General features: G+C 64.5%; 22 protein-coding genes. 3 read left to right on the top strand and 19 right to left on the bottom strand.

What is annotated here, in order from left to right:
- Nucleotides 1–15 precede the first annotated feature (15 nt).
- The 12 genes from nuoK to ACE039_RS21540 all read right to left on the bottom strand — a co-directional run bounded on the left by nuoK (nt 16) and on the right by ACE039_RS21540 (nt 11,079).
- Entirely contained in the window at nt 16–324 is a 309-nt protein-coding gene (nuoK, locus tag ACE039_RS21485) for an NADH-quinone oxidoreductase subunit NuoK (RefSeq protein WP_006217969.1), read from the bottom strand.
- On the bottom strand, nt 321–977 hold the full coding sequence (locus ACE039_RS21490; RefSeq protein WP_006223759.1) for an NADH-quinone oxidoreductase subunit J: 657 nt from the start codon (nt 975–977) through the stop codon (nt 321–323). The genes nuoK and ACE039_RS21490 overlap by 4 nt, the downstream gene beginning before the upstream one ends.
- Nucleotides 978–994: 17 nt before the next feature.
- Nucleotides 995–1,483, bottom strand: a complete 489-nt coding sequence (gene nuoI / locus ACE039_RS21495; protein ID WP_416023811.1) for an NADH-quinone oxidoreductase subunit NuoI — start codon at nt 1,481–1,483, stop codon at nt 995–997.
- 21 nt (nt 1,484–1,504) lie between these two features.
- Entirely contained in the window at nt 1,505–2,578 is a 1,074-nt protein-coding gene (gene nuoH, locus ACE039_RS21500; RefSeq protein WP_088587944.1) for an NADH-quinone oxidoreductase subunit NuoH, read from the bottom strand.
- Entirely contained in the window at nt 2,578–4,905 is a 2,328-nt protein-coding gene (gene nuoG, locus ACE039_RS21505; protein WP_485823277.1) for an NADH-quinone oxidoreductase subunit NuoG, read from the bottom strand. Before nuoG ends, nuoH begins: the two co-directional genes overlap by 1 nt.
- A 15-nt stretch (nt 4,906–4,920) precedes the next feature.
- Complete coding sequence (gene nuoF / locus ACE039_RS21510) at nt 4,921–6,288, bottom strand: NADH-quinone oxidoreductase subunit NuoF (protein WP_088138982.1); 1,368 nt, start codon at nt 6,286–6,288, stop codon at nt 4,921–4,923.
- Nucleotides 6,285–6,779 (bottom strand): NADH-quinone oxidoreductase subunit NuoE, encoded by a 495-nt coding sequence (nuoE, locus tag ACE039_RS21515; RefSeq protein ID WP_006217963.1) that lies wholly within the window; start codon nt 6,777–6,779, stop codon nt 6,285–6,287. The genes nuoF and nuoE overlap by 4 nt, the downstream gene beginning before the upstream one ends.
- A 47-nt stretch (nt 6,780–6,826) precedes the next feature.
- Complete coding sequence (locus ACE039_RS21520; RefSeq protein ID WP_105555160.1) at nt 6,827–8,083, bottom strand: NADH-quinone oxidoreductase subunit D; 1,257 nt, start codon at nt 8,081–8,083, stop codon at nt 6,827–6,829.
- A gap of 3 nt (nt 8,084–8,086) precedes the next feature.
- Complete coding sequence (locus tag ACE039_RS21525) at nt 8,087–8,713, bottom strand: NADH-quinone oxidoreductase subunit C (RefSeq protein WP_105555161.1); 627 nt, start codon at nt 8,711–8,713, stop codon at nt 8,087–8,089.
- A 75-nt stretch (nt 8,714–8,788) separates the two neighbouring features.
- Entirely contained in the window at nt 8,789–9,265 is a 477-nt protein-coding gene (locus tag ACE039_RS21530; protein ID WP_006217960.1) for a NuoB/complex I 20 kDa subunit family protein, read from the bottom strand.
- A gap of 40 nt (nt 9,266–9,305) precedes the next feature.
- The gene (locus tag ACE039_RS21535; RefSeq protein WP_006217959.1) at nt 9,306–9,665 is read right to left on the bottom strand and encodes an NADH-quinone oxidoreductase subunit A; all 360 of its coding nucleotides are present in this window, start codon (nt 9,663–9,665) and stop codon (nt 9,306–9,308) included.
- 298 nt (nt 9,666–9,963) lie between these two features.
- Nucleotides 9,964–11,079 (bottom strand): porin, encoded by a 1,116-nt coding sequence (locus ACE039_RS21540; RefSeq protein ID WP_448710980.1) that lies wholly within the window; start codon nt 11,077–11,079, stop codon nt 9,964–9,966.
- A 462-nt stretch (nt 11,080–11,541) separates the two neighbouring features.
- On the opposite strand from ACE039_RS21540, the gene ACE039_RS21545 reads away from it, so the two are divergent.
- Genes ACE039_RS21545 through ACE039_RS21555 form a run of 3 tightly spaced genes read left to right on the top strand, consistent with a single transcriptional unit; the run spans nt 11,542 to nt 13,021 of the window.
- Nucleotides 11,542–12,156, top strand: coding sequence for a TetR/AcrR family transcriptional regulator (locus ACE039_RS21545; protein WP_485823278.1), 615 nt, complete (start codon nt 11,542–11,544; stop codon nt 12,154–12,156).
- Entirely contained in the window at nt 12,153–12,596 is a 444-nt protein-coding gene (locus ACE039_RS21550) for a PaaI family thioesterase (protein ID WP_105555164.1), read from the top strand. Before ACE039_RS21545 ends, ACE039_RS21550 begins: the two co-directional genes overlap by 4 nt.
- A complete protein-coding gene (locus ACE039_RS21555; RefSeq protein WP_448708013.1) occupies nt 12,593–13,021 on the top strand; it encodes an NAD(P)-binding domain-containing protein in 429 nt (142 codons plus the stop codon). Before ACE039_RS21550 ends, ACE039_RS21555 begins: the two co-directional genes overlap by 4 nt.
- Here the strand turns inward: ACE039_RS21555 and ACE039_RS21560 are convergent.
- The 7 genes from ACE039_RS21560 to ACE039_RS21590 form a co-directional block, all read right to left on the bottom strand.
- On the bottom strand, nt 12,992–13,759 hold the full coding sequence (locus ACE039_RS21560) for a phosphatase PAP2 family protein (RefSeq protein ID WP_485823279.1): 768 nt from the start codon (nt 13,757–13,759) through the stop codon (nt 12,992–12,994). The two genes, ACE039_RS21555 and ACE039_RS21560, sit on opposite strands and share 30 nt — an antisense overlap.
- Nucleotides 13,756–14,556 (bottom strand): metallophosphoesterase family protein, encoded by an 801-nt coding sequence (locus ACE039_RS21565; protein WP_448708011.1) that lies wholly within the window; start codon nt 14,554–14,556, stop codon nt 13,756–13,758. The genes ACE039_RS21560 and ACE039_RS21565 overlap by 4 nt, the downstream gene beginning before the upstream one ends.
- Nucleotides 14,553–15,527 (bottom strand): diacylglycerol/lipid kinase family protein, encoded by a 975-nt coding sequence (locus ACE039_RS21570; protein ID WP_485823280.1) that lies wholly within the window; start codon nt 15,525–15,527, stop codon nt 14,553–14,555. The genes ACE039_RS21565 and ACE039_RS21570 overlap by 4 nt, the downstream gene beginning before the upstream one ends.
- Nucleotides 15,528–15,593: 66 nt before the next feature.
- A complete protein-coding gene (locus tag ACE039_RS21575; RefSeq protein WP_485823281.1) occupies nt 15,594–17,393 on the bottom strand; it encodes a gamma-glutamyltransferase family protein in 1,800 nt (599 codons plus the stop codon).
- 84 nt (nt 17,394–17,477) lie between these two features.
- Nucleotides 17,478–18,980 (bottom strand): ABC transporter substrate-binding protein, encoded by a 1,503-nt coding sequence (locus ACE039_RS21580; protein WP_448708009.1) that lies wholly within the window; start codon nt 18,978–18,980, stop codon nt 17,478–17,480.
- A 138-nt stretch (nt 18,981–19,118) separates the two neighbouring features.
- The gene (locus ACE039_RS21585) at nt 19,119–20,015 is read right to left on the bottom strand and encodes a LysR family transcriptional regulator (protein ID WP_448708008.1); all 897 of its coding nucleotides are present in this window, start codon (nt 20,013–20,015) and stop codon (nt 19,119–19,121) included.
- 55 nt (nt 20,016–20,070) lie between these two features.
- Complete coding sequence (locus tag ACE039_RS21590) at nt 20,071–20,730, bottom strand: helix-turn-helix transcriptional regulator (protein WP_448708007.1); 660 nt, start codon at nt 20,728–20,730, stop codon at nt 20,071–20,073.
- Between the last annotated feature and the right edge of the window lie 45 nt (nt 20,731–20,775).

Raw genomic sequence — 20,775 nt, forward strand, 5'->3', positions numbered from 1 at the left:
TCTTCCAATACCCCGTCAGCCCTTCAGGCGATCGAGTTCGTCAACGTTGATCGTGTTCAGGTTGCGGAACAGCAGCACCAGGATGGCCAGGCCGATCGCCGCTTCAGCGGCGGCCACGGTCAGGATGAAGAACACGAACACCTGGCCGGCGGTGTCGCCGAACCAGCTGGAGAACGCCACGAAGTTCATGTTGACGGCCAGGAGCACAAGCTCGATGGACATCAAGAGAATGATCAGGTTGCGGCGGTTCAGGAAGATGCCGAAGATCCCGATGGCGAACAGGATCGCCCCCAGGATCAGATAGTGGGCCAGCGTCAGCGTCATTCTTTTTCTCCTTGGGGCGCAGCGGCAACGCCGTTGGCGGCGTCGCGCTTGGCCTGGGCACGGTCGCTCTGGGCCGGCATGTCCACCATGCGGAAACGATCCTTCGAGCGAACGCGCACGGCGGCCACCGGGTCGTTGTACTTCACGTCGCGGCGGCGGCGCAGGGTCAGCGCAATCGCGGCGACCATGCCGACCAGCAGCAGCGCGGCGCCAACTTCAATGGCGTAGACGTACTGGGTGTACATGACTTCGCCCAGCGCGCGAGCGTTGTTGTAATCGCCGGCAACCGGCGCTTGCGGACCCGAGCCGTACCAGGTGGAACCCAGCACGAAGGACATCTCCAGCACCAGCACCAGACCGATCACCAGGCCCAGAGGCAGGTAGGTCTTCATGCCCTGGCGCATGGTGTCCATGCGGATGTCCAGCATCATCACGACGAAGAGGAAGAGCACCATCACGGCGCCCACGTACACCAGCACCAGCAGCAGCGCCAGGAATTCGGCGCCCAGCAGCATCCAGAGCATGGCGGCGTTCGAGAACGCCAGGATCAGATGCAGGACTGCGGTGACGGGACTGCGCGCGGTGATCACGCGGAACGCCGCGATCACCAGCACGGCGGCCAGTATGTAGAAAAGGACAGTGGTAAAAGTCATGGATCAGACCCTGGGCTTCAACGGTAAGGAGCGTCGTCGGCCCGGCGGCGGGCGATGTCGGCTTCGTAGCGGTCGCCCACGGCGAGCAGCATGTCTTTGGTGAAATACAGGTCGCCGCGCTTTTCACCGTGGTATTCGTGGATATGGGTTTCCACGATCGAGTCCACGGGGCAGCTTTCCTCACAGAAGCCGCAGAAAATGCACTTGGTCAGATCGATGTCGTAACGCGTGGTGCGGCGGGTGCCGTCATCGCGCTGGTCCGATTCGATGGTGATCGCCAAGGCCGGACACACGGCTTCGCACAGCTTGCACGCGATGCAGCGCTCTTCCCCGTTGGGGTAGCGGCGCAAGGCGTGCAGGCCGCGGAATCGCGCCGACGTAGGCGTTTTTTCCTGCGGATAGCGCAAGGTGACCTTGCGCTTGAAAAAGTACTTGCCCGTCAGGCGCATGCCCTTGAGCAACTCGGTCAGCATCAGACTGCCGAAGAAATCTTTGATCGCTTCCATATCCTGCCTCTGCTTGGCGGCTTAGCGCCAAATGTTCCAGGGCGTCTGCATCCAGATCGCCACCACGACCAGCCAAACGCCGGTCAGTGGGATGAAGATTTTCCAACCCAAACGCATGATCTGGTCATAGCGGTAGCGCGGGAACGATGCGCGGAACCACACGAACAACGAGACCACGACGAACGTCTTCAGACCCAGCCAGATCCAACCCGGGATCCAGGTCAGCGGCGCGATATCGATCGGGGAAGCCCAGCCGCCCAGGAACATGATCGACGCCATGCAGGACAGCAGGATCATGTTGGCGTATTCACCCAGGAAGAACAGGGCGAAGGCCATACCCGAGTATTCGACCATGTGGCCGGCCACGATTTCCGATTCGCCTTCCACCACGTCGAAGGGGTGACGGTTGGTTTCGGCCACGATCGCCACCACGTAGATCACGAACAGCGGCAACAGCGGCAGCCAGTTCCACGACATGAACGTCAGGCCCTTGTCGGCGAACCAGCCGCGGTTCTGGACGTTCACGATCTCGGACATGTTCAGGCTGCCGGACACCAGCAGCACCGTCACCAGCACGAAGCCGATGGCCAGTTCGTACGACAGCATCTGGGCCGAGGCGCGCAAGGCGCCCAGGAACGCGTACTTGGAGTTCGACGCCCAGCCCGCCACGATCACGCCATAGACGCCGATCGAGGTGATGGCCATGATGTACAGCAGGCCGGCGTTGACGTTGGCCAACACGACCTCAGGGCCGAAGGGCACCACGGCCCAGGCGGCCAGCGCGGGCATCAGGGTGACCACGGGGGCCACGACGAACAACACCTTATTGGCCTGGCTGGGGACGACGACTTCCTTCGTCAACAGCTTGAACACGTCGGCGAACGGTTGCAGCAACCCCTTGAAGCCCACGCGGTTCGGGCCCACGCGCACGTGCATGGCGCCGATCATCTTGCGTTCCCAGTACGTCAGGTACGCGACGCACAGAATGATCGGCACGGCGATGATCACAATCTTGATGAGGGTCCAGAGGACCATCCAGACCGTCGGGCCCAGCAATGCCTGCCCGTGGCTCTCAAGAACATTAAGCCATTCCATCAGGCACGCTCCACGCTGAGTTGACCGAATGCGCCACCCAGGGCTGCGGTGTTTTCAAAGGCTGCGGAAATGCGCACGGCGCGATCGGCCACGGCATCATCCTGCACGGTTTCGAGTTCGACGGCGCCCTGGGCGCCCGCGACGCGGACCTTGACCCCGGCCGTCAGGCCCAGGCTGGTCAACGTGCGGCCGTTCATGGCGGCAGCCGGCTTCTTCGAGGCCGGGGACGCTTGCAGCGGCTCCGAACGGCGGACCATGGCGTCGGTGCGGTAGATCGGCACGTCGGCCACGCGTTCCAGGCCGCTTGCAGCCTGACCCAGGCCCAGCGGCGCCTTGACGTCGTTGGACAAGCGGCCTTCGATGCCACCGGCCAGCGCGGCGTCGCGCACGGATTCCGAGGTCTCGTCGTCAAAGCCGGCCAGGTGCAGGACGTTGCCCAGCACGCGCAGGACTTTCCAGCCCGGACGCGTCTGGCCCAACGGCGTGACCGTGCCCTTGAAGCTCTGGGCCAGGCCTTGCGCGTTGACGAACGTGCCCGAGGTCTCGGTGAACGGCGACACCGGCAGCATGACGTCGGCCCATTCGGCGGCAGCCGAGCGGTACGGCGTCAAGGCGACGGCGAATTGCGCGCCGCGCAGCGCGGCGATCGCTTGCTGGCCGTTGTCGGCATCCAGCAGCGGCTCGGCGTGCAGCACGATGTAGGCCTTCAGCGGTTCCGCCAGCATCTCAGCGGCAGTCTTGCCGCCCTTGCCCGGAACGGCGCCAGCCAGGTAACCGCCGACGGTGTTGCCGCCGGAGGTCAGGAAGCCGAACTTGCCGCCGGCCAGATCCGCCACGGCGCGGCCGTTGGCGGCCAGCGTCGATGCCTGGGCGCTGGCCACGGCCAGGTTGCCCATCAGCACGGCGGTGTTGGCGCCGGAAGCCAGGCTGGCGGCGATGATCTTGGCATTTTCGCCCGGGGTGACCGAGGCGAATTCGGCCGGAACGGCCTGGTCCTTGGCTTGCGCCAGGGCCACGGCCACTTCGGCCAGCGCACGCGGCAGCTCGGACGGCGCCACGGTAATGCGGGCGGCGACGGGCATCAGGGGATCGTCAGCGGCGCTGTCGACCATCAGGATCTGCGTGCCGCGCTTGGCCGCCTGGCGCAGGCGTTGCGCCATCAGCGGATGGTCCTTTCGCAGGAACGAGCCGACGACCAGGACGCGATCCAGGTTGTCGAGTTCGGCGATGGGCATGCCCAACCACGGCGCACCGGTCAACGCGGCGTCAAAGGCCGGGTCGGTCTGGCGCAGGCGGAAGTCGATGTTCTCGGAGCCCAGCGCGCGGACCAGACGGCCCAGCAGCGCATATTCTTCGGTGGTGGCGTATTCGGACGCCAGCGCGCCGATCTGGCCAGCGCCGAAGCTGTCGCGGACGCGCGACAGGCCTTGGGCGACGGCTTGCAGCGCATCGGCCCAGGAAGCTTCCTGCCACTTGCCATCGGTGCCCTTGATCATCGGGGCGGACAGACGGTCGTCGCTGTTCAGGCCTTCATACGAGAAGCGGTCGCGGTCGCTGATCCAGCATTCGTTGACGGCTTCGTCTTCGAACGGCACCACGCGCATGACGCGGTCGCCCTTGACCTGGACCACCAGGTTGGCGCCCAGGCTGTCGTGCGGGCTGACCGAACGGCGGCGAGCCAGTTCCCAGGTACGCGCGCTGTAGCGGAAGGGCTTGGAGGTCAGCGCGCCCACCGGACAGATGTCGATCATGTTGCCCGACAGTTCGGACTCGATCGAGCGGCCGACGAACGTCGTGATCTCGGAGTGTTCGCCACGGCCCAGCATGCCGAGCTCCATGACGCCGGCGATTTCCTGGCCAAAGCGCACGCAGCGGGTGCAGTGGATGCAGCGGCTCATTTCCTCGGCGGAAACCAGCGGGCCCAGGTCCTTGTGGAAGACGACGCGCTTTTCCTCTTGGTAACGCGAGGAAGAACCACCGTAGCCCACGGCCAGATCCTGCAGCTGGCATTCGCCGCCCTGATCGCAGATCGGGCAGTCGAGGGGGTGATTGATGAGCAAGAATTCCATCACCGATTTCTGAGCGGCGCGAGCCTTCTCAGAGCAGGTGTGGACGACCATGCCGTTAGTCACGGGCGTGGCGCAGGCGGGCAGCGCCTTGGGCGCTTTTTCCACTTCAACCAGGCACATCCGGCAGTTGGCCGCGATGGACAGTTTCTTGTGGTAGCAGAAATGCGGCACGTAAAGCCCGACTTTCTGAGCGGCATGCATGACCATGCTGCCTTCGGGCACTTCGACCTGATTGCCGTCGACGGTTAGTTCAACCATTGCTGTTCCTGAGACCTACAGATATTGCGGGACCACACAAGACTTATGCTCGATGTGGTGCGCGAATTCGTCGCGAAAATGCTTGAGGAAGCCACGGACGGGCATGGCGGCGGCGTCACCCAGGGCGCAGATGGTGCGGCCCATGATGTTGCCTGCCACGTTGTCCAGCAAGTCCAGATCTTCCGGACGGCCGTGACCGTTTTCGATGCGGTGCACCATGCGGTAGAGCCAGCCGGTGCCCTCACGGCACGGCGTGCACTGGCCGCAGCTTTCCTCGAAATAGAAGTACGACAGACGCAGCAGCGACTTCACCATGCAGCGCGTTTCGTCCATGACGATCACCGCGCCAGAACCGAGCATCGAGCCGGCCTTGGCGATGGAGTCATAGTCCATCGTGCATTCCATGATGATGTCGGCCGGCAGCACCGGGGCGCTGGATCCGCCGGGGATCACGGCCTTCAGTTTCTTGCCGCCGCGCATGCCGCCCGCCAGTTCCAGCAGGGTCGAGAACGGGGTGCCCAGCGGGATCTCGTAGTTGCCGGGGCGTTCGACGTCGCCGGTGATCGAGAACAGCTTGGTGCCGCCGTTGTTCGGCTTGCCGACTTCCAGGTAGGCCTGGCCGCTGTTGCGGATGATCCACGGCACCGCCGCGAACGTTTCGGTGTTGTTGATCGTGGTGGGCTTGCCGTACAGGCCGAAGCTGGCCGGGAACGGCGGCTTGAAGCGCGGTTGGCCCTTCTTGCCTTCCAGCGATTCCAGCAGCGCGGTTTCTTCGCCACAGATGTAGGCGCCGTAACCGTGGAACGCGTGCAGCTGGAAGCTGTAGTCCGAACCCAGGATCTTGTCGCCCAGGAAGCCGGCGGCGCGCGCCTCTTCCAGCGCTTCTTCGAAGCGTTCATACACTTCGAAGATTTCACCGTGGATGTAGTTGTAGCCGACGCTGATGCCCATGGCGTAGGCCGCGATGGCCATGCCTTCAATCACGATGTGCGGATTGAAGCGCAGGATGTCGCGGTCCTTGAACGTGCCCGGCTCGCCTTCGTCCGAGTTGCAGACAAGGTACTTCTGGCCCGGGAAGGCGCGCGGCATGAAGCTCCACTTCAGGCCGGTCGGGAAACCCGCGCCGCCACGGCCGCGCAGACCCGACGCCTTGACTTCGGCGATCACGTCTTCCGGCTTCATGCCGGTGGTGAGGATCTTCTTCAGGGCTTCGTAGCCGCCACGCTTGACGTAGTCGGCCAGGCGCCAGTTGGCGCCGTCGACGTCGGCCATGATCTGCGGCTGGATGTGCCGGCCATGCAGGCACATCGAATTGGACACATCGTTCAGCGGATTGGGATCCAGCCCTTGCGCGAACTGCTTGTACAGGTCGGGCGCGTTCATGCCGACTCTCCTTGCACCTTGAGGGCCGCGACCAGCGCGTCCAGCTTCTCGTCGGTCATGCGCACGCACATATGCTTGTTGTTCACGATCAGCACGGGGGAATCGCCGCAAGCGCCCATGCATTCGCCTTCAACCAGCGTGAACTGGCCGTCGGCGGTGGTTTGACGGTAGTCGACACCCAGCTTGCGCTTGAGGTATTCGCCGGCACGATCGCCATCGCGCAAGGCACAGGGCAAGTTCGTGCAGACGGCGATCTTGTTCTTGCCGACGGGCTTGACGTCGAACATGTTGTAGAACGTGGCGACTTCCTGCACCGCGATGGGCGGGACGCCAATGTAATTGGCCACATCTTCAATAGTTTCGGTAGCCAACCAGCCCTTCTCTTCTTGCGCGATGGCAAGCGAGGCCATGATGGCGGACTGCCGCTGGTCGGCCGGGAACTTCGCGAGTTCTCGGTCGATTTTCTGGTAGGCCTGTTCGGAAAGCAGCATAGTTTGAATCCGGGTTATGCGGGCGTGCTCGTGACTGTCTGGGCGGATCAGCGATCGATCTCGCCGAAAACGATGTCCTGCGTACCAATGATGGTGACGGCGTCGGCGATCATGTGACCGCGCGACATTTCGTCCAGCGCTTGCAGGTGGACAAAGCCGGGGGCCCGAATCTTCAGGCGGTAAGGCTTGTTGGCGCCATCCGACACCAGATAGATGCCGAACTCGCCCTTCGGGTGCTCCACCGAGGCAAACGCTTCGCCCGGCGGCACGTGGAAACCTTCGGTGAAGAGCTTGAAATGGTGAATCAGCTCTTCCATGTTGGTCTTCATGGCGGTGCGCGAAGGCGGGGCGATCTTGTGATTCTCGATCATGACCGGACCCGGGTTGTTGCGCAGCCATTCCACGCACTGGCGGATGATGCGATTGCTTTCACGCATTTCGGCGATGCGGACCAGATAGCGGTCGTAGCAGTCGCCGTTGACACCCACGGGGATGTCGAAATCGAGCAAGTCATAGACTTCGTAGGGCTGCGTCTTGCGCAAGTCCCAGGCGACGCCCGAGCCGCGCAGCATCGGGCCGGTGAAGCCCAGCGCCTTGGCGCGTTCGGGATCGACCACGCCGATGCCCACCAGGCGCTGTTTCCAGATGCGGTTGTCGGTGAGCAGCGTTTCGTACTCGTCGACGCAGGCCGGGAAGCGGTTGGTGAAGTCTTCGATGAAATCCAGCAGCGAGCCCGAACGCGCGTCGTTCATCAAGCGCATTTCTTTGTCGCCGCGGTATTTGCTGGAGTCGCCGTACTGCGGCATCGTGTCGGGCAGGTCGCGGTAGACGCCGCCCGGACGGTAGTAGGCCGCGTGCATGCGCGCGCCCGAGACGGCTTCGTAGCAGTCCATCAGGTCTTCGCGTTCACGGAAGGCGTACAGGAACACGGCCATGGCGCCGACGTCCAGCGCGTGCGAACCCAGCGACATCAGGTGGTTCAACAGACGCGTGATCTCGTCGAACATGACCCGGATGTACTGGGCGCGCAACGGGGCTTCGACGCCCAGCAGCTTTTCGATGGCCATGACGTAAGCGTGCTCGTTGCACATCATGGACACGTAGTCCAGGCGGTCCATGTAGGGCAGCGCCTGGATGTAGGTCTTGTGTTCGGCCAGCTTTTCGGTGGCACGGTGCAACAGCCCGATGTGCGGGTCGGCGCGCTGGATGACTTCGCCGTCCAGTTCCAGCACCAGGCGCAACACACCGTGCGCGGCCGGATGCTGAGGGCCGAAGTTGAGCGTGTAGTTCTTGATTTCTGCCATGATTTAACGCCCCAAGCCGTAGGAGTCTTCGCGGACCACGCGCGGGGTGATCTCGCGCGGATCGATCGTGACCGGCTGGTAGATGACGCGCCGTTGTTCGGGGTCGTAACGCATTTCGACGGTGCCGGACAAGGGAAAGTCCTTGCGGAACGGATGGCCGATGAAGCCGTAGTCGGTCAGGATGCGGCGCAGGTCCGGGTGGCCTTCGAAGACGATGCCGTACAGGTCGAAGGCTTCGCGTTCGAACCAACCCACGGTCGGCCAGCATTCCATCAGCGACGCGATGATCGGGAATTCATCGTCCGTGGCCCAGGTGCGGACACGCAGGCGCCAGTTGTTCTCGATCGACAGCAGGTGGATCACCACGGCGAAGCGCGCGCGGTGGATCTTGGTGCTGGTTTCCTCGGGCAGCTGGCGGGTGCCGTTGCCCCACGTCAGGTAGTCGACGCCACAGAGGTCGATACAGGTTTCAAAGCGCAAGCCGGCTTCGGTGCGCAGCTTGTTGCAGACGGCGAACCACTGCGGCGCGGGCACTTCGAGCGTCAGCTCGCCCAACGCCTCGGTCAGCGCGATATCCGCGCCGAGGGTGGTCTGCAAATTGTTTTTCAGGGTTTCGAGCCTGGTCATCATCTTGTACGCTTAGGTGAACCGATACGCTGGATTCGCAAGGCCTGCGGCAACGACTGCCGCCGGCGGGGCGAAGGCTCAGCGCGCAATCGTGTTGGTCAGACGGATCTTGTTCTGCATTTGCAGCAAGCCGTAGACCAGCGCCTCGGCCGTGGGCGGGCAGCCCGGCACGTAGACGTCTACCGGTACGATCCGATCGCAGCCACGAACCACGGAATACGAGTAGTGGTAGTAGCCGCCGCCATTGGCACAGGAGCCCATGGAAACCACCCAACGCGGCTCGGGCATCTGGTCGTAGACCTTGCGCAGCGCCGGCGCCATCTTGTTGCACAGCGTGCCAGCGACGATCATCAGATCGGACTGACGCGGGCTGGGCCGGAAGATGATGCCGAACTGGTCCAGGTCGTAGCGGGCCGCGCCCGCGTGCATCATCTCAACCGCGCAACAGGCCAGACCGAAGGTCATGGGCCACATGGAGCCGGTCTTCGCCCAATTAAGGAACTTGTCGGCGCTGGTTGTGATGAACCCTTGCTTGAGAATGCCGTCTATAGCCATATTCGTCTCTGATAGCGTGCTGTGAAAAAACCCGGAGGGGTTATTCCCAGTCCAGCGCGCCCTTTTTCCATTCGTAGATGAAGCCGACGGTCAACACGGCTAGGAAAACCATGACCGTCCAGAAACCGACGAGCCCGACTGTGCCTTGGGCGATGGCCCACGGGAACAGGAACGCGATTTCCAGGTCGAAAAGAATGAACAGAATCGCCACCAGGTAGTAGCGCACGTCAAACTTCATGCGAGCGTCTTCAAACGCTTCGAAGCCGCACTCATAGGGCGACAGCTTCTCAGCGTAAGGACGCCGCGGGCCAAGGAGGGAGCCGGCCGTTAGAAGCGCGAACCCGATAAGGGTGGCCACTACGATAAACAGCAGGACGGGAAAATACTGTTGCAGGTTCATTCAGGCGTCCGTCAAATGCGCAAACCTTAGGATTGTAGCATTCGCGTGGTTACTTCCGGCTGAACTCTGTAGCTTGAATAACAGGTGAAAGACTGCATTCCTCAAATGGAACAATCGCAGTCTCCGGCAGAGAACCCGAAGGATACAGGACTCTCCTGACAAGCACCTTCGGAACGCTAAAAAACCGCTCGATCGGACGAAAAAAAGCCACCCCGAAAGGTGGCTTTATACGAACGGGCCGAAGCCCGTTCGTTCGCTTGCGCTTTGAATCCAGACAGGGCTTGCGCCCTGCGTTGGATTAGAAGCGGTGGCGGATACCGACGCCGACAGCGGTCGACTTCAGGTCGTCGATGAAGGCGTAGTTCTTGGCGTACGAACCGTAGGCGTACAGGTTGGTGCGCTTCGACAGGTCGTAGGTGTAGCCCAGCGAGTAGACTTGGGTCGACTCGTCGCCGCCGGTCAGCTTGGTGTTGCTGGGGTCAACCATTTGCCACGAACCGAACAGGCTGCTTGCGCCGCCGATCGGGGCGGACAGGCCGACCATGTACGAGTTGGCCTTGAAGCCATCAGCAAAGGCGTTGGCGCCGAAGTTGATGCTGCCCAGGTTGGTGTCGACGCCTTGACCAGCGAACCAGCCGTCGGTCGTGCGAGCGTAGGCCAGAGCCAGCTTGACGACTTCAAAGTCGTACGAACCGCCGATGGCGTACTGACGCGGGGTAGCATCGCTCGATGCGCCCGGCAGCTTGTTCGAGCCGTTCAGTTGGTCGTACGTCAGGGCTGCATTCAGCGGGCCGTTGACATAGCGCAGACCGGTCGTGATGGCGCGGGTGTTGTCGGCGGTCTTGAAGCCGGTTTGAGCCGTGTTGGTGTCGTTCACGTTGAACGAGTAGCCAACGCCGAACTGGAAGCCGCTGAACGACGGGGTCTGATACATGACCATGTTGTCGTAGCGGTTCGTGTTGGCGGCGCTCAGAGCCACGCCGATGTTAGCTTGACCGAAGCCAGCGCCGAACGGATCGATCGAGCCGAAGTACTTCGACGCGATGTTGGTTTGGCGACCGAAGTCCAGTTGGCCCCAGCTGTCGCTGGCCAGACCGACGGTGGCTTGACGACCGAACAGGCGGCCGCCTTGAGCGGAGTTGCCGTTACCGGAGTTGAAACCCGATTCCAGTTGGAAAACAGCGCGCAGGCCGTCACCCAGGTCTTCCGAGCCACGCAGACCCCAGCGCGAACCGTTCTGGACGCCGTTGATCATGCCGAAACGGCTGCCGTTCAGGGCATCGTTCGCAGCACCGCTGATCTTGTTGTAGCCGAGGCCCGTGTCGATGATGCCGTACAGGGTGACAGACGTTTCTGCCTGGGCGACACCGGCGAAACCGGCGAGCAGGGCGGCAGCGAGCAGAGTCTTTTTCATTTAAGAAATCTCCGTTGATTTGAGTGACAAGAGCAGCAATCCAGCAAACCAGCCTGCCGCCCCCCTAACTCCGCGAAGGGAAGTTGACGCTATTGCATCAAAAATCGGGGGGACTGGCTATGGTCGGCATCAGAAAAGTGCTGGTTTACGACACCCCTGTTGGGATCTTGCAACATCACGCGAACACGGCACCAAAGGTGCTAGGGATTACCCTCGGTTAAACAGGCAAGCCCGTATCCATGCGACTTTCAGCCCTGCCCCCAATTAATTCGGGCATCTTTACCGGCCCCTTTCAATCCCCTTTCTGGCCGCCATCGAGGCGCTTTCCATCTTAACGGGGGTTCCGGCCGGGACGTCCGGAGCCTTGCCTGCCCGTGATGGCGTGGCCCGAAAATAACATTGTTATTAATAAAAATCGTCGATATTATCGACCTGATCCCGTTACCACCGCCGCCCCGCCCCATGCCCTCCCCCACCGCCCGCGCCGACCGCAATGAACGCCTTCACGCGCTGCGCCGCCAATTGATCCTGGATGCCGCCCAGCGCGTGTTCGAACGGGACGGGCTGGAGAAAACGACGATCCGGGCGATTGCCAAGGAGGCCGGCTGCACCACGGGCGCGATCTACCCCTGGTTTGCCGGCAAGGAAACCATCTACGGCGCGCTGCTGGACGAATCGCTGCAGCGCTTGCATGCGCATTTGGCCGACGCGGCCACCACCGGCGACGCACCGGCCGCCGCGCGGCGGGCCATCCGCGCCTTCTTCGGCTATTACGCCGAGCGGCAGACGGACTTTTCGCTGGGCATGTATTTGTTCCAGGGGCTGGGGCCGCGCGGCCTGGGCCGGGAAATGGACGAGAAGCTCAACGCGCGCCTGCGGCAGTGCGTGGACCTGCTGGGCGTTGCCCTGGCCCGCACGAAAGGCTGGGACGCTGCCGCCGTGGCCGTCGAGCAGATGAATCTCTTCACCTACCTGATGGGGTTATTGCTGCTGCTGCACACCCATCGCCTGAAATCCCTGGGCCAGCATGCCGATGCGCTGCTGGACCACTACTGCCTCGCCCTGGAGCAACGATGACCGCAACCGTCCTGGCCGCCGACACCGACGTCCCGCTGATCAGCCTGGCCGACTTTCATATTTTGCTGGCCGATCAGCATCCATTCTCGTTGCTGCTGGGTATCGACATCCTGCGCATTGGCCGCGGCACGGCGCGCGCGGTGCTGCCCGCCCGCGAGGCCCACCAACGCCTGGGCGGTATCGTGGCGGGGCCCATGCTGATGGGCTTGGCCGACCTGGCCATGTATGCCGCCGTGGTGGGCGCCACCGGCCAGGCACACGCCGTCACGGCCAGCCTGACCATCAACTTCCTGCGCAAAAGCCCCCCGGGCGCGATTTACGCCGACGCCCGCTTGCTGAAGGTGGGTCGTTTGTCGGCCGGCGAAGTCATCCTGACCGGCGAAGGCTCGGACGAGCCGCTCGCCCACATCGTGAGCACGTGGTCCGTGCCGAAGCCATGAGCCAGCGCATCAGCATCTTGGGGATGGGCGGCACCGGAACGCGGGCCGCGCGGCGGCTGCTCGAGGCCGAACCGGACATCGCGTTGACCGTCTACGACATTGATCCCGAACGCTGCGAGGACTTCCGCGGTTCGGCCACGCTGGCCACCTCAGCCCGCGAAGCCCTGGCGGAATCGGACACCATCGTGCTGGCCCTGCCGCGGGAGCGCGAGATCGACCGCACGCTGGAGCGTTTCAGCGACGGCGAAGTCACGGCGCCCGTCGCCGGCAAGCAGATCATCGACCTGGCCCCTCCTCCCGGTGAACGGGCGCGCCGCCTGGGGCTGGCGATCGCAAGCGCGGGGGGCCGCTACACCAGCATGCCCGGACTGGCGGCGGAAGACGTCAGCACACGCCTACTGCGCGTCCTGCACTGCCCGGCGTGACGTGCAGTAGCGTTCGGCCACTGCGACGCAAACCGACAGCCAGGCCAGCCCGAACGTGAAACCCGCCACGACATCGCTGGCAAAGTGGACCTGCAGCAGGATGCGGCTGAGTCCGATCGCCGTGATCAGCGCGGCGAAAAGGGCCACGCAGGGCCACCGCCAGGCGGGTGGCGCCAGCCGCCACACCAGATAGCAGGCCGTGCCATACACCACCATCGCGGCCGAGGCATGGCCGCTGGGGAAACTCCACCCGGCCACCGTGGCGTAGCCGTGGTCGTGCTCTGGCCGCACGCGTTCAAAGGTGTGCTTGAGCAGCGTGTTGATCGCCCCCCCCACGCCGGTGGTGATGGCGCAGAACGCCGCCAGCCGCCACCAGCCCGTCCAAAGCAGATAAAGCGTCATCAGCACGCTCAGCACCGTGAGGAGGTCGCGGTCGCCCAGATAGGTGAACCAGGACAGCAGCCACAGCAGCGACGTGTCCATCGTCATGCTCAAGGCGCCGGCCAGCGCGCCGTCGAACGAGACAATGCCGCCCTGGTGCCGCACCGCCATCGCCAGGCCCAGGAACAACACCAGCAAAACGGCCAGCCCCGACGCGTAGGCCGCATTGCGACACCGTGCCGGGCAGTTGACGTAGGCGCGCGCGGCGAACAACGCTCCCGCGCCCGCAAGCAGCGGCAGCGCGATAAACAGTCCCAGGGCATGCGAGGCTGCCCATGCGGCATACGCATCGGTCATGACAGCGTCACCAGCGTCCTGTCGACCGGCGCGAACGCGTGCGTGCCCGCCGCGTAGTCCCAGCGCTCGACATGGCAAGCCTGCGTGCCGCTTTCGCCTTCGCCTTCGCGCGTGATCACGTTCACGGAGTTGGGCACGCTGCCCCGGACGCGGTGCGAGCAGGCAGTGCCCGCCTGGACGATCCAGCCTGCCGGCTGGCCGGCTGCGACCAAGGGCAGCACATAGGGGAGGTGAATGTGCCCGCCCAGGATCAGGTCCACCCCCGCCTGGCCCCAGGCCGCCAGCGCGCGCTCGCGGCCGATGAGCAGATTGGACAGGTCGGATTCCACCTTGGCCCGCACGGGGTGATGCGCCACGACCACCCGCAACTGACCCGGACGGGCCTGGCGCAAGCGCTGCGCCACGCGGGCGATCTGCGTATCGGAGATTTCGCCATCCTTGCGGCGGCGCGGTCGCGTGGTGTTCACACCGATGGCCAGCAGCCCCGGGGTTTCGAACACCGGCTCCAGCACCGCGCCCAGCGCACGCTTGTAGTTGCCGTACGGATTGAGGGCGCGCGCGAACAGGTTGAACAGCGGAATGTCGTGGTTGCCCGGCACCGCGAGCACGGGCAACGACAGGCGTTCGATGAATTTGCGGGCGGCGGCGAACTGGCCGCGCCGCGCACGCTGGGTGATGTCTCCGCTCAGCACGACCAGATCCGGGTTCAGCGAACGGGCCAGGTCCAGGGCCGCTTCAACGACCGGCTTGCGCTCGGTGCCGAAATGCGTGTCGGATAATTGCAGGATGCGCGTCATGAGCGGTCCAGGTACGCCGAGTCCGCCGGCACCACCAGCGGCAGTTTTTCATCGGCCACCTTGAATTCCAGCGGCGTGCTCATCCAGGATATTTCGCCGTCCATCGCCACCTTGACGCGGCTGCGCCCCCGGATATGCACGGTCAGCCGGTCGAAGGCGAAGCTGATCACGTGTTCGGCGTCGCCCAACCGGCTGAACAGCCCGCGCACCAGCAAGCCATATAGCGCCAGGGTGCCGACCGGGCGCGCCGCCATCGCCATCAGGCGGCCGCGGTCCAGCTCCTGTGATTCGATGCCGATGTGTTCGAGTTGCAGCTTGTTGTTGCCCACCACCAGCGTGGGCGAGCGCAGATCGCGCACCCGGCCTTCGTATTCGAGTTGCAGCCTGAGCTGGCGCGGCGCGCGCAGCAACGTGACGATGCCCGACCACAGCGCCACAAGGCGGCTGCGGCCGAAGCGCTGCTTATAGGCCTCGCGGTCTTCCAGCAGCGTGGGGTACAGGCCCAGGCTGGCGTTCACCAGGAACAGCCTGCCGTTGAGGTGTCCGACTTGCACGGGCTGCAGATGACCTTGCAGGAAACCGCGCAACGCGACCTCGGTATCCTGAGAGATGCCGTAGCTGCGCCCGAAGTAATTGAAGGTGCCCTGGGGCAGGATGCCGAAGGGCACGCCCTGGCCCAACACCGTGCTGGCCACGGCGTTCAGCGTGCCATCCCCCCCTGCGGCGATGACGACGCCCTGCTCGTCTTGCGCTCGCTTGACGGCAGCCTGCGCCGTTTCGGTCAGCCGGGACGGATCATCGACGGGCATCAGCGTGTAGCGCCTGCCCGCCTCGTCGAGGATGCCGCGGATGGTGTCCTGCAGGACCTGCGCGTCGCCACGCCCCGAGCCGGTGTTGAGGACGATGAAAAGCGGTTCTTGTCCCGTCAGGGATTGCGCCCCGGTTGCCGGGCGCTGCTGGGATGACGTCATGGGAGAAAGATAGCCCATGCCGGCAAATCGCCGCAAGGCGGCAGGGCGACTCCCCCGTCAGCACGCCTAGCGGCCGATGGCGTAGGCCTGCATCAGCCGCGGCGTGGCGGCCGCGTGCAGCAGCCCGTCGTCATCGCGCGAGGCTGCGGTCAAGCGGCCCACCGACCATTCAGGCACTTCCTCGATCTGGTGTCCGCGCTGGCGCAGCCCCTCAATGACCTCGGGACCGAAGCTGGCTTCGACCGCCAGATGACCGGGCTTGCGGTCGCGCGGGTAAAACGACGTGGGGAAATGCATGGTGTGGGACATCGGCAGGTCGATGGCTTCCTGCAAATTCAGCCCGTGATGCACGTGGCGCAGGAAGAACAGCAGTTGCCATTGCTCCTGCTGGTCGCCGCCCGGTGTGCCGAACGCCAGATAGGGCTTGCCGTCGCGCAGCGCCAGCGAGGGCGTCAACGTGGTGCGCGGGCGCTTGCCGGGCGCCAGCGTGCCGGGCAGCCCCTCTTCCAGCCAGAACATCTGGGCGCGGGTGTTCAGGCCGAAACCCAGTTCCGGAATGACGGGTGAAGACTGGAACCAGCCGCCGGAGGGCGTAGCCGAGATCATGTTGCCCCAGCGGTCGATGACGTCCACATGCGTCGTGTCGCCGCGCTTGGCCGAGGCGCGCATGTCGGCCAGCGTGGGCTCGTTGGTGGCGCTGCCGTGCGCGGACACCGGGGACAGGCGTTCCAGCGTGTCCATCACGCGCGCCACCTGGGCCTCGAAGCCAGGCACCTGGCCGGGCAAGAGGTCGTGCGAGGCCGTCTCGCCGATCAACGCGCGGCGCTCGTCGTTGTAGGCGTCCGACAGCAGGTGCGCCAGCGGCACGTCGATGAAAGCCGGGTCGCCGTAATAGGCTTCGCGGTCGGCGAAAGCCAGCTTCATCGCCTCGGTGACGCGGTGGATGAATTCCACGCTGTTCGGGCCCACGCCCGCCAGATCCATGTCTTTCAACAACGCCAGCGTCTGCAGGAAGACCGGGCCCTGGCTCCATGCGCCGGCCTTGGCAACCGTGTAGCCGTGGTAGTCGTAGGTCAGCGGGGTGTCGTAGCTGGCCGACCAGCCGGCCAGGTCGTCCGCCGTGATGACGCCGCGGTGGGTCGTGCCGCTTTCGTCCATGACGTCGGTGTTGCGGGCAAAGCGGTCGATTTCCTCGGCGATGAAGCCTCGGTAGAAGGCGTCCCGCGCCGCCTCGATCTGGCGTTCGCGATCGGCGCCCACGCTTTCCGCCTCTTTCAGCACACGCGTCCACGTGCGCGCCAGGGCCGGATTGCGAAACAGCTTGCGCGCTTCGGGCACCTTGCCGCCGGGCACATAGACCTGTGCGGTCGTCGGCCAATGCGTTTCGAAGAAGTCCTTCAGGCCCGCAATGGTGTTGGAGATGCGCGGCATCAGCGCGTGGCCGTGCTGGGCGTAATAGATGGCCGGTTCCAGCACATCGCGCACGCGCATCGTGCCGTGGTCGCGCAGCAGCAGCATCCAGGCGTCGAATGCGCCGGGGATCACGGTGGCCAACAGTCCGTTACCCGGGATCAGCTTCAGCCCTTCGGCGCGGTAGCGCTCAAGCGTGGCCGCGGCCGGCGTCGTGCCCTGCCCGCACAGCACTTCCAGCTTGCCCGTGCGCGCCGAATAGAAAATGGCCGGCACTTCGCCGGCGGGGCCGACCAGATGCGGCTCAACCACTTGCAGCACGAAGGCCGACGCCGCGCAGGCGTCGAATGCGTTGCCGCCGCGTTCCAGCAGCGACATGCCGGTCGCGCTGGCCAGCCAATGGGTAGAGGTCACGACACCGAAGGTGCCAAGGATTTCCGGGCGAGTCGTAAACATGATGCTTCCTGTAGCGGCGGCGCACGCCGCCCGCAAATAAGAAAAACGGGACCCGATTCCGGATCCCGTCGTTGGCCGCCCGGCTTACTTCTTGGCGACGGTCACGCCCTTCAGGCGGATGAGGCCGTCGGGGTAAGGCACAAAGCCTTCAACCTTCTTTTGCACGCCGAAGGTCCACGGCAGGTAGAACAGGTAAACGATGGGGCGCTGGTCCTGCATGCTGGTCAGCACCTGGTCGTACAGCGCGCGGCGCTTGGCCGTGTCGGCTTCGGCGCGCGCGTCGTTCAGCAGCTTGTCCACGCCCGCGTCGCAGAACTTGCCGTCGTTCAGGTTGCCCTTGCAGCTGAGGTATTGGTGGATGTTGCCGCTGGGATCGACGCGCCCGGACCAGCCGCTCTGGCCCACTTCGAAGTCGCCGCGCGCCAGGGACGATTGCAGCGACGCGAACTCCACCGGACGCAAGGTGATGTCGAAGCCCGCTTCGGCGCCCATCGCCTGCACCAGTTCGAAGACCTGTTGCATGGTGGTGTTGTTGCCGAAGGTGATCTCGAATTTCACGCGGTCGAAACCGGCTTCCTTCAAGAGCGCCTGCGCCTTCTTCGGGTCACGGCCCTTGTGTTCGAAGGCGGTGTTGTAGGCGAAGCTGGCGGGCGGGAACGGCTGGTAGGCGGGCTGGAACATGCCTTCGCCGATGACCTGGTTCAGCACGTCGCGATCGATCGCGAGGTCAAGCGCCTGACGCACGCGCTTGTCTTTCGCCAACGGGTTATTGGCGCGCGCGCCATTGCCCAGATTGATCGAAATAGACTGGAAGCCCAGGCCGGTTACCGGCGCCAGGCGCAGGTTGCTATCGTCTTTCACCGCCTTGGCATCGCTGGGCGCCACGCGCTCGATAATGTCCAGGTCGCCCGCGCGCAGGTTGTTCAGGCGCACCGTGTTGTCCGGAATCGGCGTGAAGACCAGGCGGTCGAAGTGGTAGTTGGCGGCATCCCAGTATTTGGGAAATTTCTCGAGCACAATGCGATCGTTCTGCACGCGCTCCTTGAACTGGTACGGCCCCGAGCACACGGGCTTGCCGCCAGGATCCTTATCGAACGAGGCGGGCGACATCATCATGCCGGCGCGGTCGGACAGTTGCGACAGCAGCGAGGCGTCCGGCTCCGACAGGTTCAGCACGACGGTGCTGGCATCAGGCGCATCGACGCTGGCGACGGTGGCCAATTCGCTCTTGCGGTTGCTGTCGGGCAGCGTGCGGGCACGGTCCAGGTTCGCTTTGACGGCGGCGGCATTGACCGGCGAGCCGTCATGGAACACCGCATCGGTACGCAGTTTGAACGTCAGCGACTTGTTGTCCGGGCTGATCGTCCAGGATTGCGCCAGCTGCGGCACGATCTTCAGGTCGGGCGTGATGTCGACGAGCTTGTCGCACAGCGACGCAAAGACGATACGGCCCACGAAGGTGCGCGCGCGCGCCGGATCCAGCACGTCCGGGTCGTCTTGCAGACCGATCCGCAACGTGGACTGGGCGTGCGCCAGTCCGCCTGCCAGCATTCCCGCCATGGCCATGGCGGCGCAAATTTTACGCATGGATGTTCTCCCTTGATTCATCTTGTTGGATTCTGCGCCAGGCGCGCGGCGATTGTATAGAGCGCTGGCCGCCGGACCGCCAAACGGGATCGAAGACGGCCGCCTCGCGGACGCGGCCCAGGCAATCACGCCCCCCGTTCAGGGCAGCCGGCAAGGCGCCGAGAAGTCCACCGCGGCAGCCACTGCGTCGCGCAGCCGGGCGACCAGCGCGCGCGTATCGTCGCGCCGGTACTGAAACGCGTAGGGCAAGGCCGCCAACGCGGGCTCGCCCTGCAGGACGCGCAGGCTGCCTTCGGCCGCCAGGGCGTCGGCCCAATGACTGGGCAGCAGCCCGACGCCGGTTCCTTCGATCAGCAGGCCGGCGATGGCGCCCCAGTTGTTGCAGCAAAGGCGCACGCCGCCAGCATCGCGTCCGGCCAGCCAGTCGTCGATGATGCGCGTCGTGCCCGCGCCCGCCGGCAGGGTCACCAGCGGCAGGCGTGTCAGCAGCGCCGTCGTCATGCGGGTTTCGCCATCGAGCACGGCCGGCGACGCCACCCAGGCGAAGCGCGCCTCGCCGATGGGCGTCGACGCGATGTTCGCGCGCGACGACCGCCCGGCGATGACGGCGAAGTCCAGTTCACCGTCCGCCACGCGCTGCTCCAGCACCTGGCCGATGTCCACATAGGGTTCCAGCACCAGCTCGGGATAGGCGGCGCGCACGCCGGCGATCAGGCGCGGCAACCACGTCAGCGCGGTCAACTCGCCCACGCCGAAACGGCAGCGGCCGCGCAAACCCGGAGTGTCGTTCATGGACGCGCGCACGCGGTCCGCGGCCGCCAGGAGTTCCCGGGCCTGCGGCACCAGGCGCTGGCCGGCGTCCGTCAATGCGGCCTTGTGACCGCTGCGGTCGAACAGCGCCTGACCCAGCGCTTCCTCAAGCTCGGTGATGCGCTTGGACAACGACGACACCGACAGATGCAGGCGATCAGCCGCCACGGCGAAGCTGGCGCAGGTGGCGGCCCAATAGAAGGCTTCAAGTTGCTTGAGGGTCATGCGGCGATTGTAGGAGGATGCGGCCGCAGGAGCGGCAACCGCGACGGTTCGGGTATTACGCCCTGGCGCTGACGCGGTATGCGCACCGCCTTGCGCCGGCAAGGATGTGCTCTTCGCGATCGACCTTCACGCCCTCGCCCAGCACATTGCGGAACAGTTCCAGCTCGCTGCGGCAAAAGCCCATACAGGCTTTGGCCGCGGAGCAGATGGGGCAGTGGTTTTCAATGAAGAGATAGTCCGAGCCGTCCTTGCGCAGTTCGGCCATGTACCCTTCGGAAGCGCGCACCTGCACCAGGCGTTCCAGCCGCCCGGCCAGGTCCTTGGCGCCAAGCATCGCCTGGTGGTAGCTGTTCAGCATGGCGGTTTCGCGCACCTGGATCAGCTTTTCCACGCCTTCGTCGCCGAACACCTGGCGCACCGCCCCGATCATCTGCACCGTCATTTCGGCGTGCGTATCCGGAAAACGGCCATGGCCGGCTTCCGTCAGGTACCAGATCTGCGTGGGCCGGCCGCGCCCGGCGCTATGGCTTTCGGAGTCGACCAGCCCGTCCGCATGCAGCCGCGTCATCTGCTGGCGCACCGCTTCCGCCGTGAGGTCCATGGCCTTTGCGATGACCGCGACCGATTGCGGGCCGCGCGTCTTCAAGGTCATGAGCACGCGGTCCGCCGGCTGATGCGGCATCCAGGTAATGGGTTGGGACAGACTGTCAGACATGACGATAAGGAAACTCCAGTTTTTTCCTATGGTGCCACGAACCGG

This window comes from Achromobacter maghribensis (assembly GCF_057334215.1).

What these genes read in the sequence shown, in the direction of transcription:
- nuoE (WP_006217963.1), bottom strand. Translation starts at nt 6,779, where the DNA reads ATGCTGCTTTCCGAACAGGCCTACCAGAAAATCGACCGAGAACTCGCG.
- ACE039_RS21525 (WP_105555161.1), bottom strand. Translation starts at nt 8,713, where the DNA reads ATGATGACCAGGCTCGAAACCCTGAAAAACAATTTGCAGACCACCCTC.
- ACE039_RS21545 (WP_485823278.1), top strand. Translation starts at nt 11,542, where the DNA reads ATGCCCTCCCCCACCGCCCGCGCCGACCGCAATGAACGCCTTCACGCG.
- ACE039_RS21530 (WP_006217960.1), bottom strand. Translation starts at nt 9,265, where the DNA reads ATGGCTATAGACGGCATTCTCAAGCAAGGGTTCATCACAACCAGCGCC.
- ACE039_RS21590 (WP_448708007.1), bottom strand. Translation starts at nt 20,730, where the DNA reads ATGTCTGACAGTCTGTCCCAACCCATTACCTGGATGCCGCATCAGCCG.
- nuoH (WP_088587944.1), bottom strand. Translation starts at nt 2,578, where the DNA reads ATGGAATGGCTTAATGTTCTTGAGAGCCACGGGCAGGCATTGCTGGGC.
- nuoI (WP_416023811.1), bottom strand. Translation starts at nt 1,483, where the DNA reads ATGGAAGCGATCAAAGATTTCTTCGGCAGTCTGATGCTGACCGAGTTG.
- nuoK (WP_006217969.1), bottom strand. Translation starts at nt 324, where the DNA reads ATGACGCTGACGCTGGCCCACTATCTGATCCTGGGGGCGATCCTGTTC.
- nuoF (WP_088138982.1), bottom strand. Translation starts at nt 6,288, where the DNA reads ATGAACGCGCCCGACCTGTACAAGCAGTTCGCGCAAGGGCTGGATCCC.
- ACE039_RS21555 (WP_448708013.1), top strand. Translation starts at nt 12,593, where the DNA reads ATGAGCCAGCGCATCAGCATCTTGGGGATGGGCGGCACCGGAACGCGG.
- ACE039_RS21580 (WP_448708009.1), bottom strand. Translation starts at nt 18,980, where the DNA reads ATGCGTAAAATTTGCGCCGCCATGGCCATGGCGGGAATGCTGGCAGGC.
- ACE039_RS21535 (WP_006217959.1), bottom strand. Translation starts at nt 9,665, where the DNA reads ATGAACCTGCAACAGTATTTTCCCGTCCTGCTGTTTATCGTAGTGGCC.
- ACE039_RS21540 (WP_448710980.1), bottom strand. Translation starts at nt 11,079, where the DNA reads ATGAAAAAGACTCTGCTCGCTGCCGCCCTGCTCGCCGGTTTCGCCGGT.
- nuoG (WP_485823277.1), bottom strand. Translation starts at nt 4,905, where the DNA reads ATGGTTGAACTAACCGTCGACGGCAATCAGGTCGAAGTGCCCGAAGGC.
- ACE039_RS21565 (WP_448708011.1), bottom strand. Translation starts at nt 14,556, where the DNA reads ATGACGCGCATCCTGCAATTATCCGACACGCATTTCGGCACCGAGCGC.
- ACE039_RS21575 (WP_485823281.1), bottom strand. Translation starts at nt 17,393, where the DNA reads ATGTTTACGACTCGCCCGGAAATCCTTGGCACCTTCGGTGTCGTGACC.
- ACE039_RS21550 (WP_105555164.1), top strand. Translation starts at nt 12,153, where the DNA reads ATGACCGCAACCGTCCTGGCCGCCGACACCGACGTCCCGCTGATCAGC.
- ACE039_RS21560 (WP_485823279.1), bottom strand. Translation starts at nt 13,759, where the DNA reads ATGACCGATGCGTATGCCGCATGGGCAGCCTCGCATGCCCTGGGACTG.
- ACE039_RS21520 (WP_105555160.1), bottom strand. Translation starts at nt 8,083, where the DNA reads ATGGCAGAAATCAAGAACTACACGCTCAACTTCGGCCCTCAGCATCCG.
- ACE039_RS21570 (WP_485823280.1), bottom strand. Translation starts at nt 15,527, where the DNA reads ATGACGTCATCCCAGCAGCGCCCGGCAACCGGGGCGCAATCCCTGACG.
- ACE039_RS21585 (WP_448708008.1), bottom strand. Translation starts at nt 20,015, where the DNA reads ATGACCCTCAAGCAACTTGAAGCCTTCTATTGGGCCGCCACCTGCGCC.
- ACE039_RS21490 (WP_006223759.1), bottom strand. Translation starts at nt 977, where the DNA reads ATGACTTTTACCACTGTCCTTTTCTACATACTGGCCGCCGTGCTGGTG.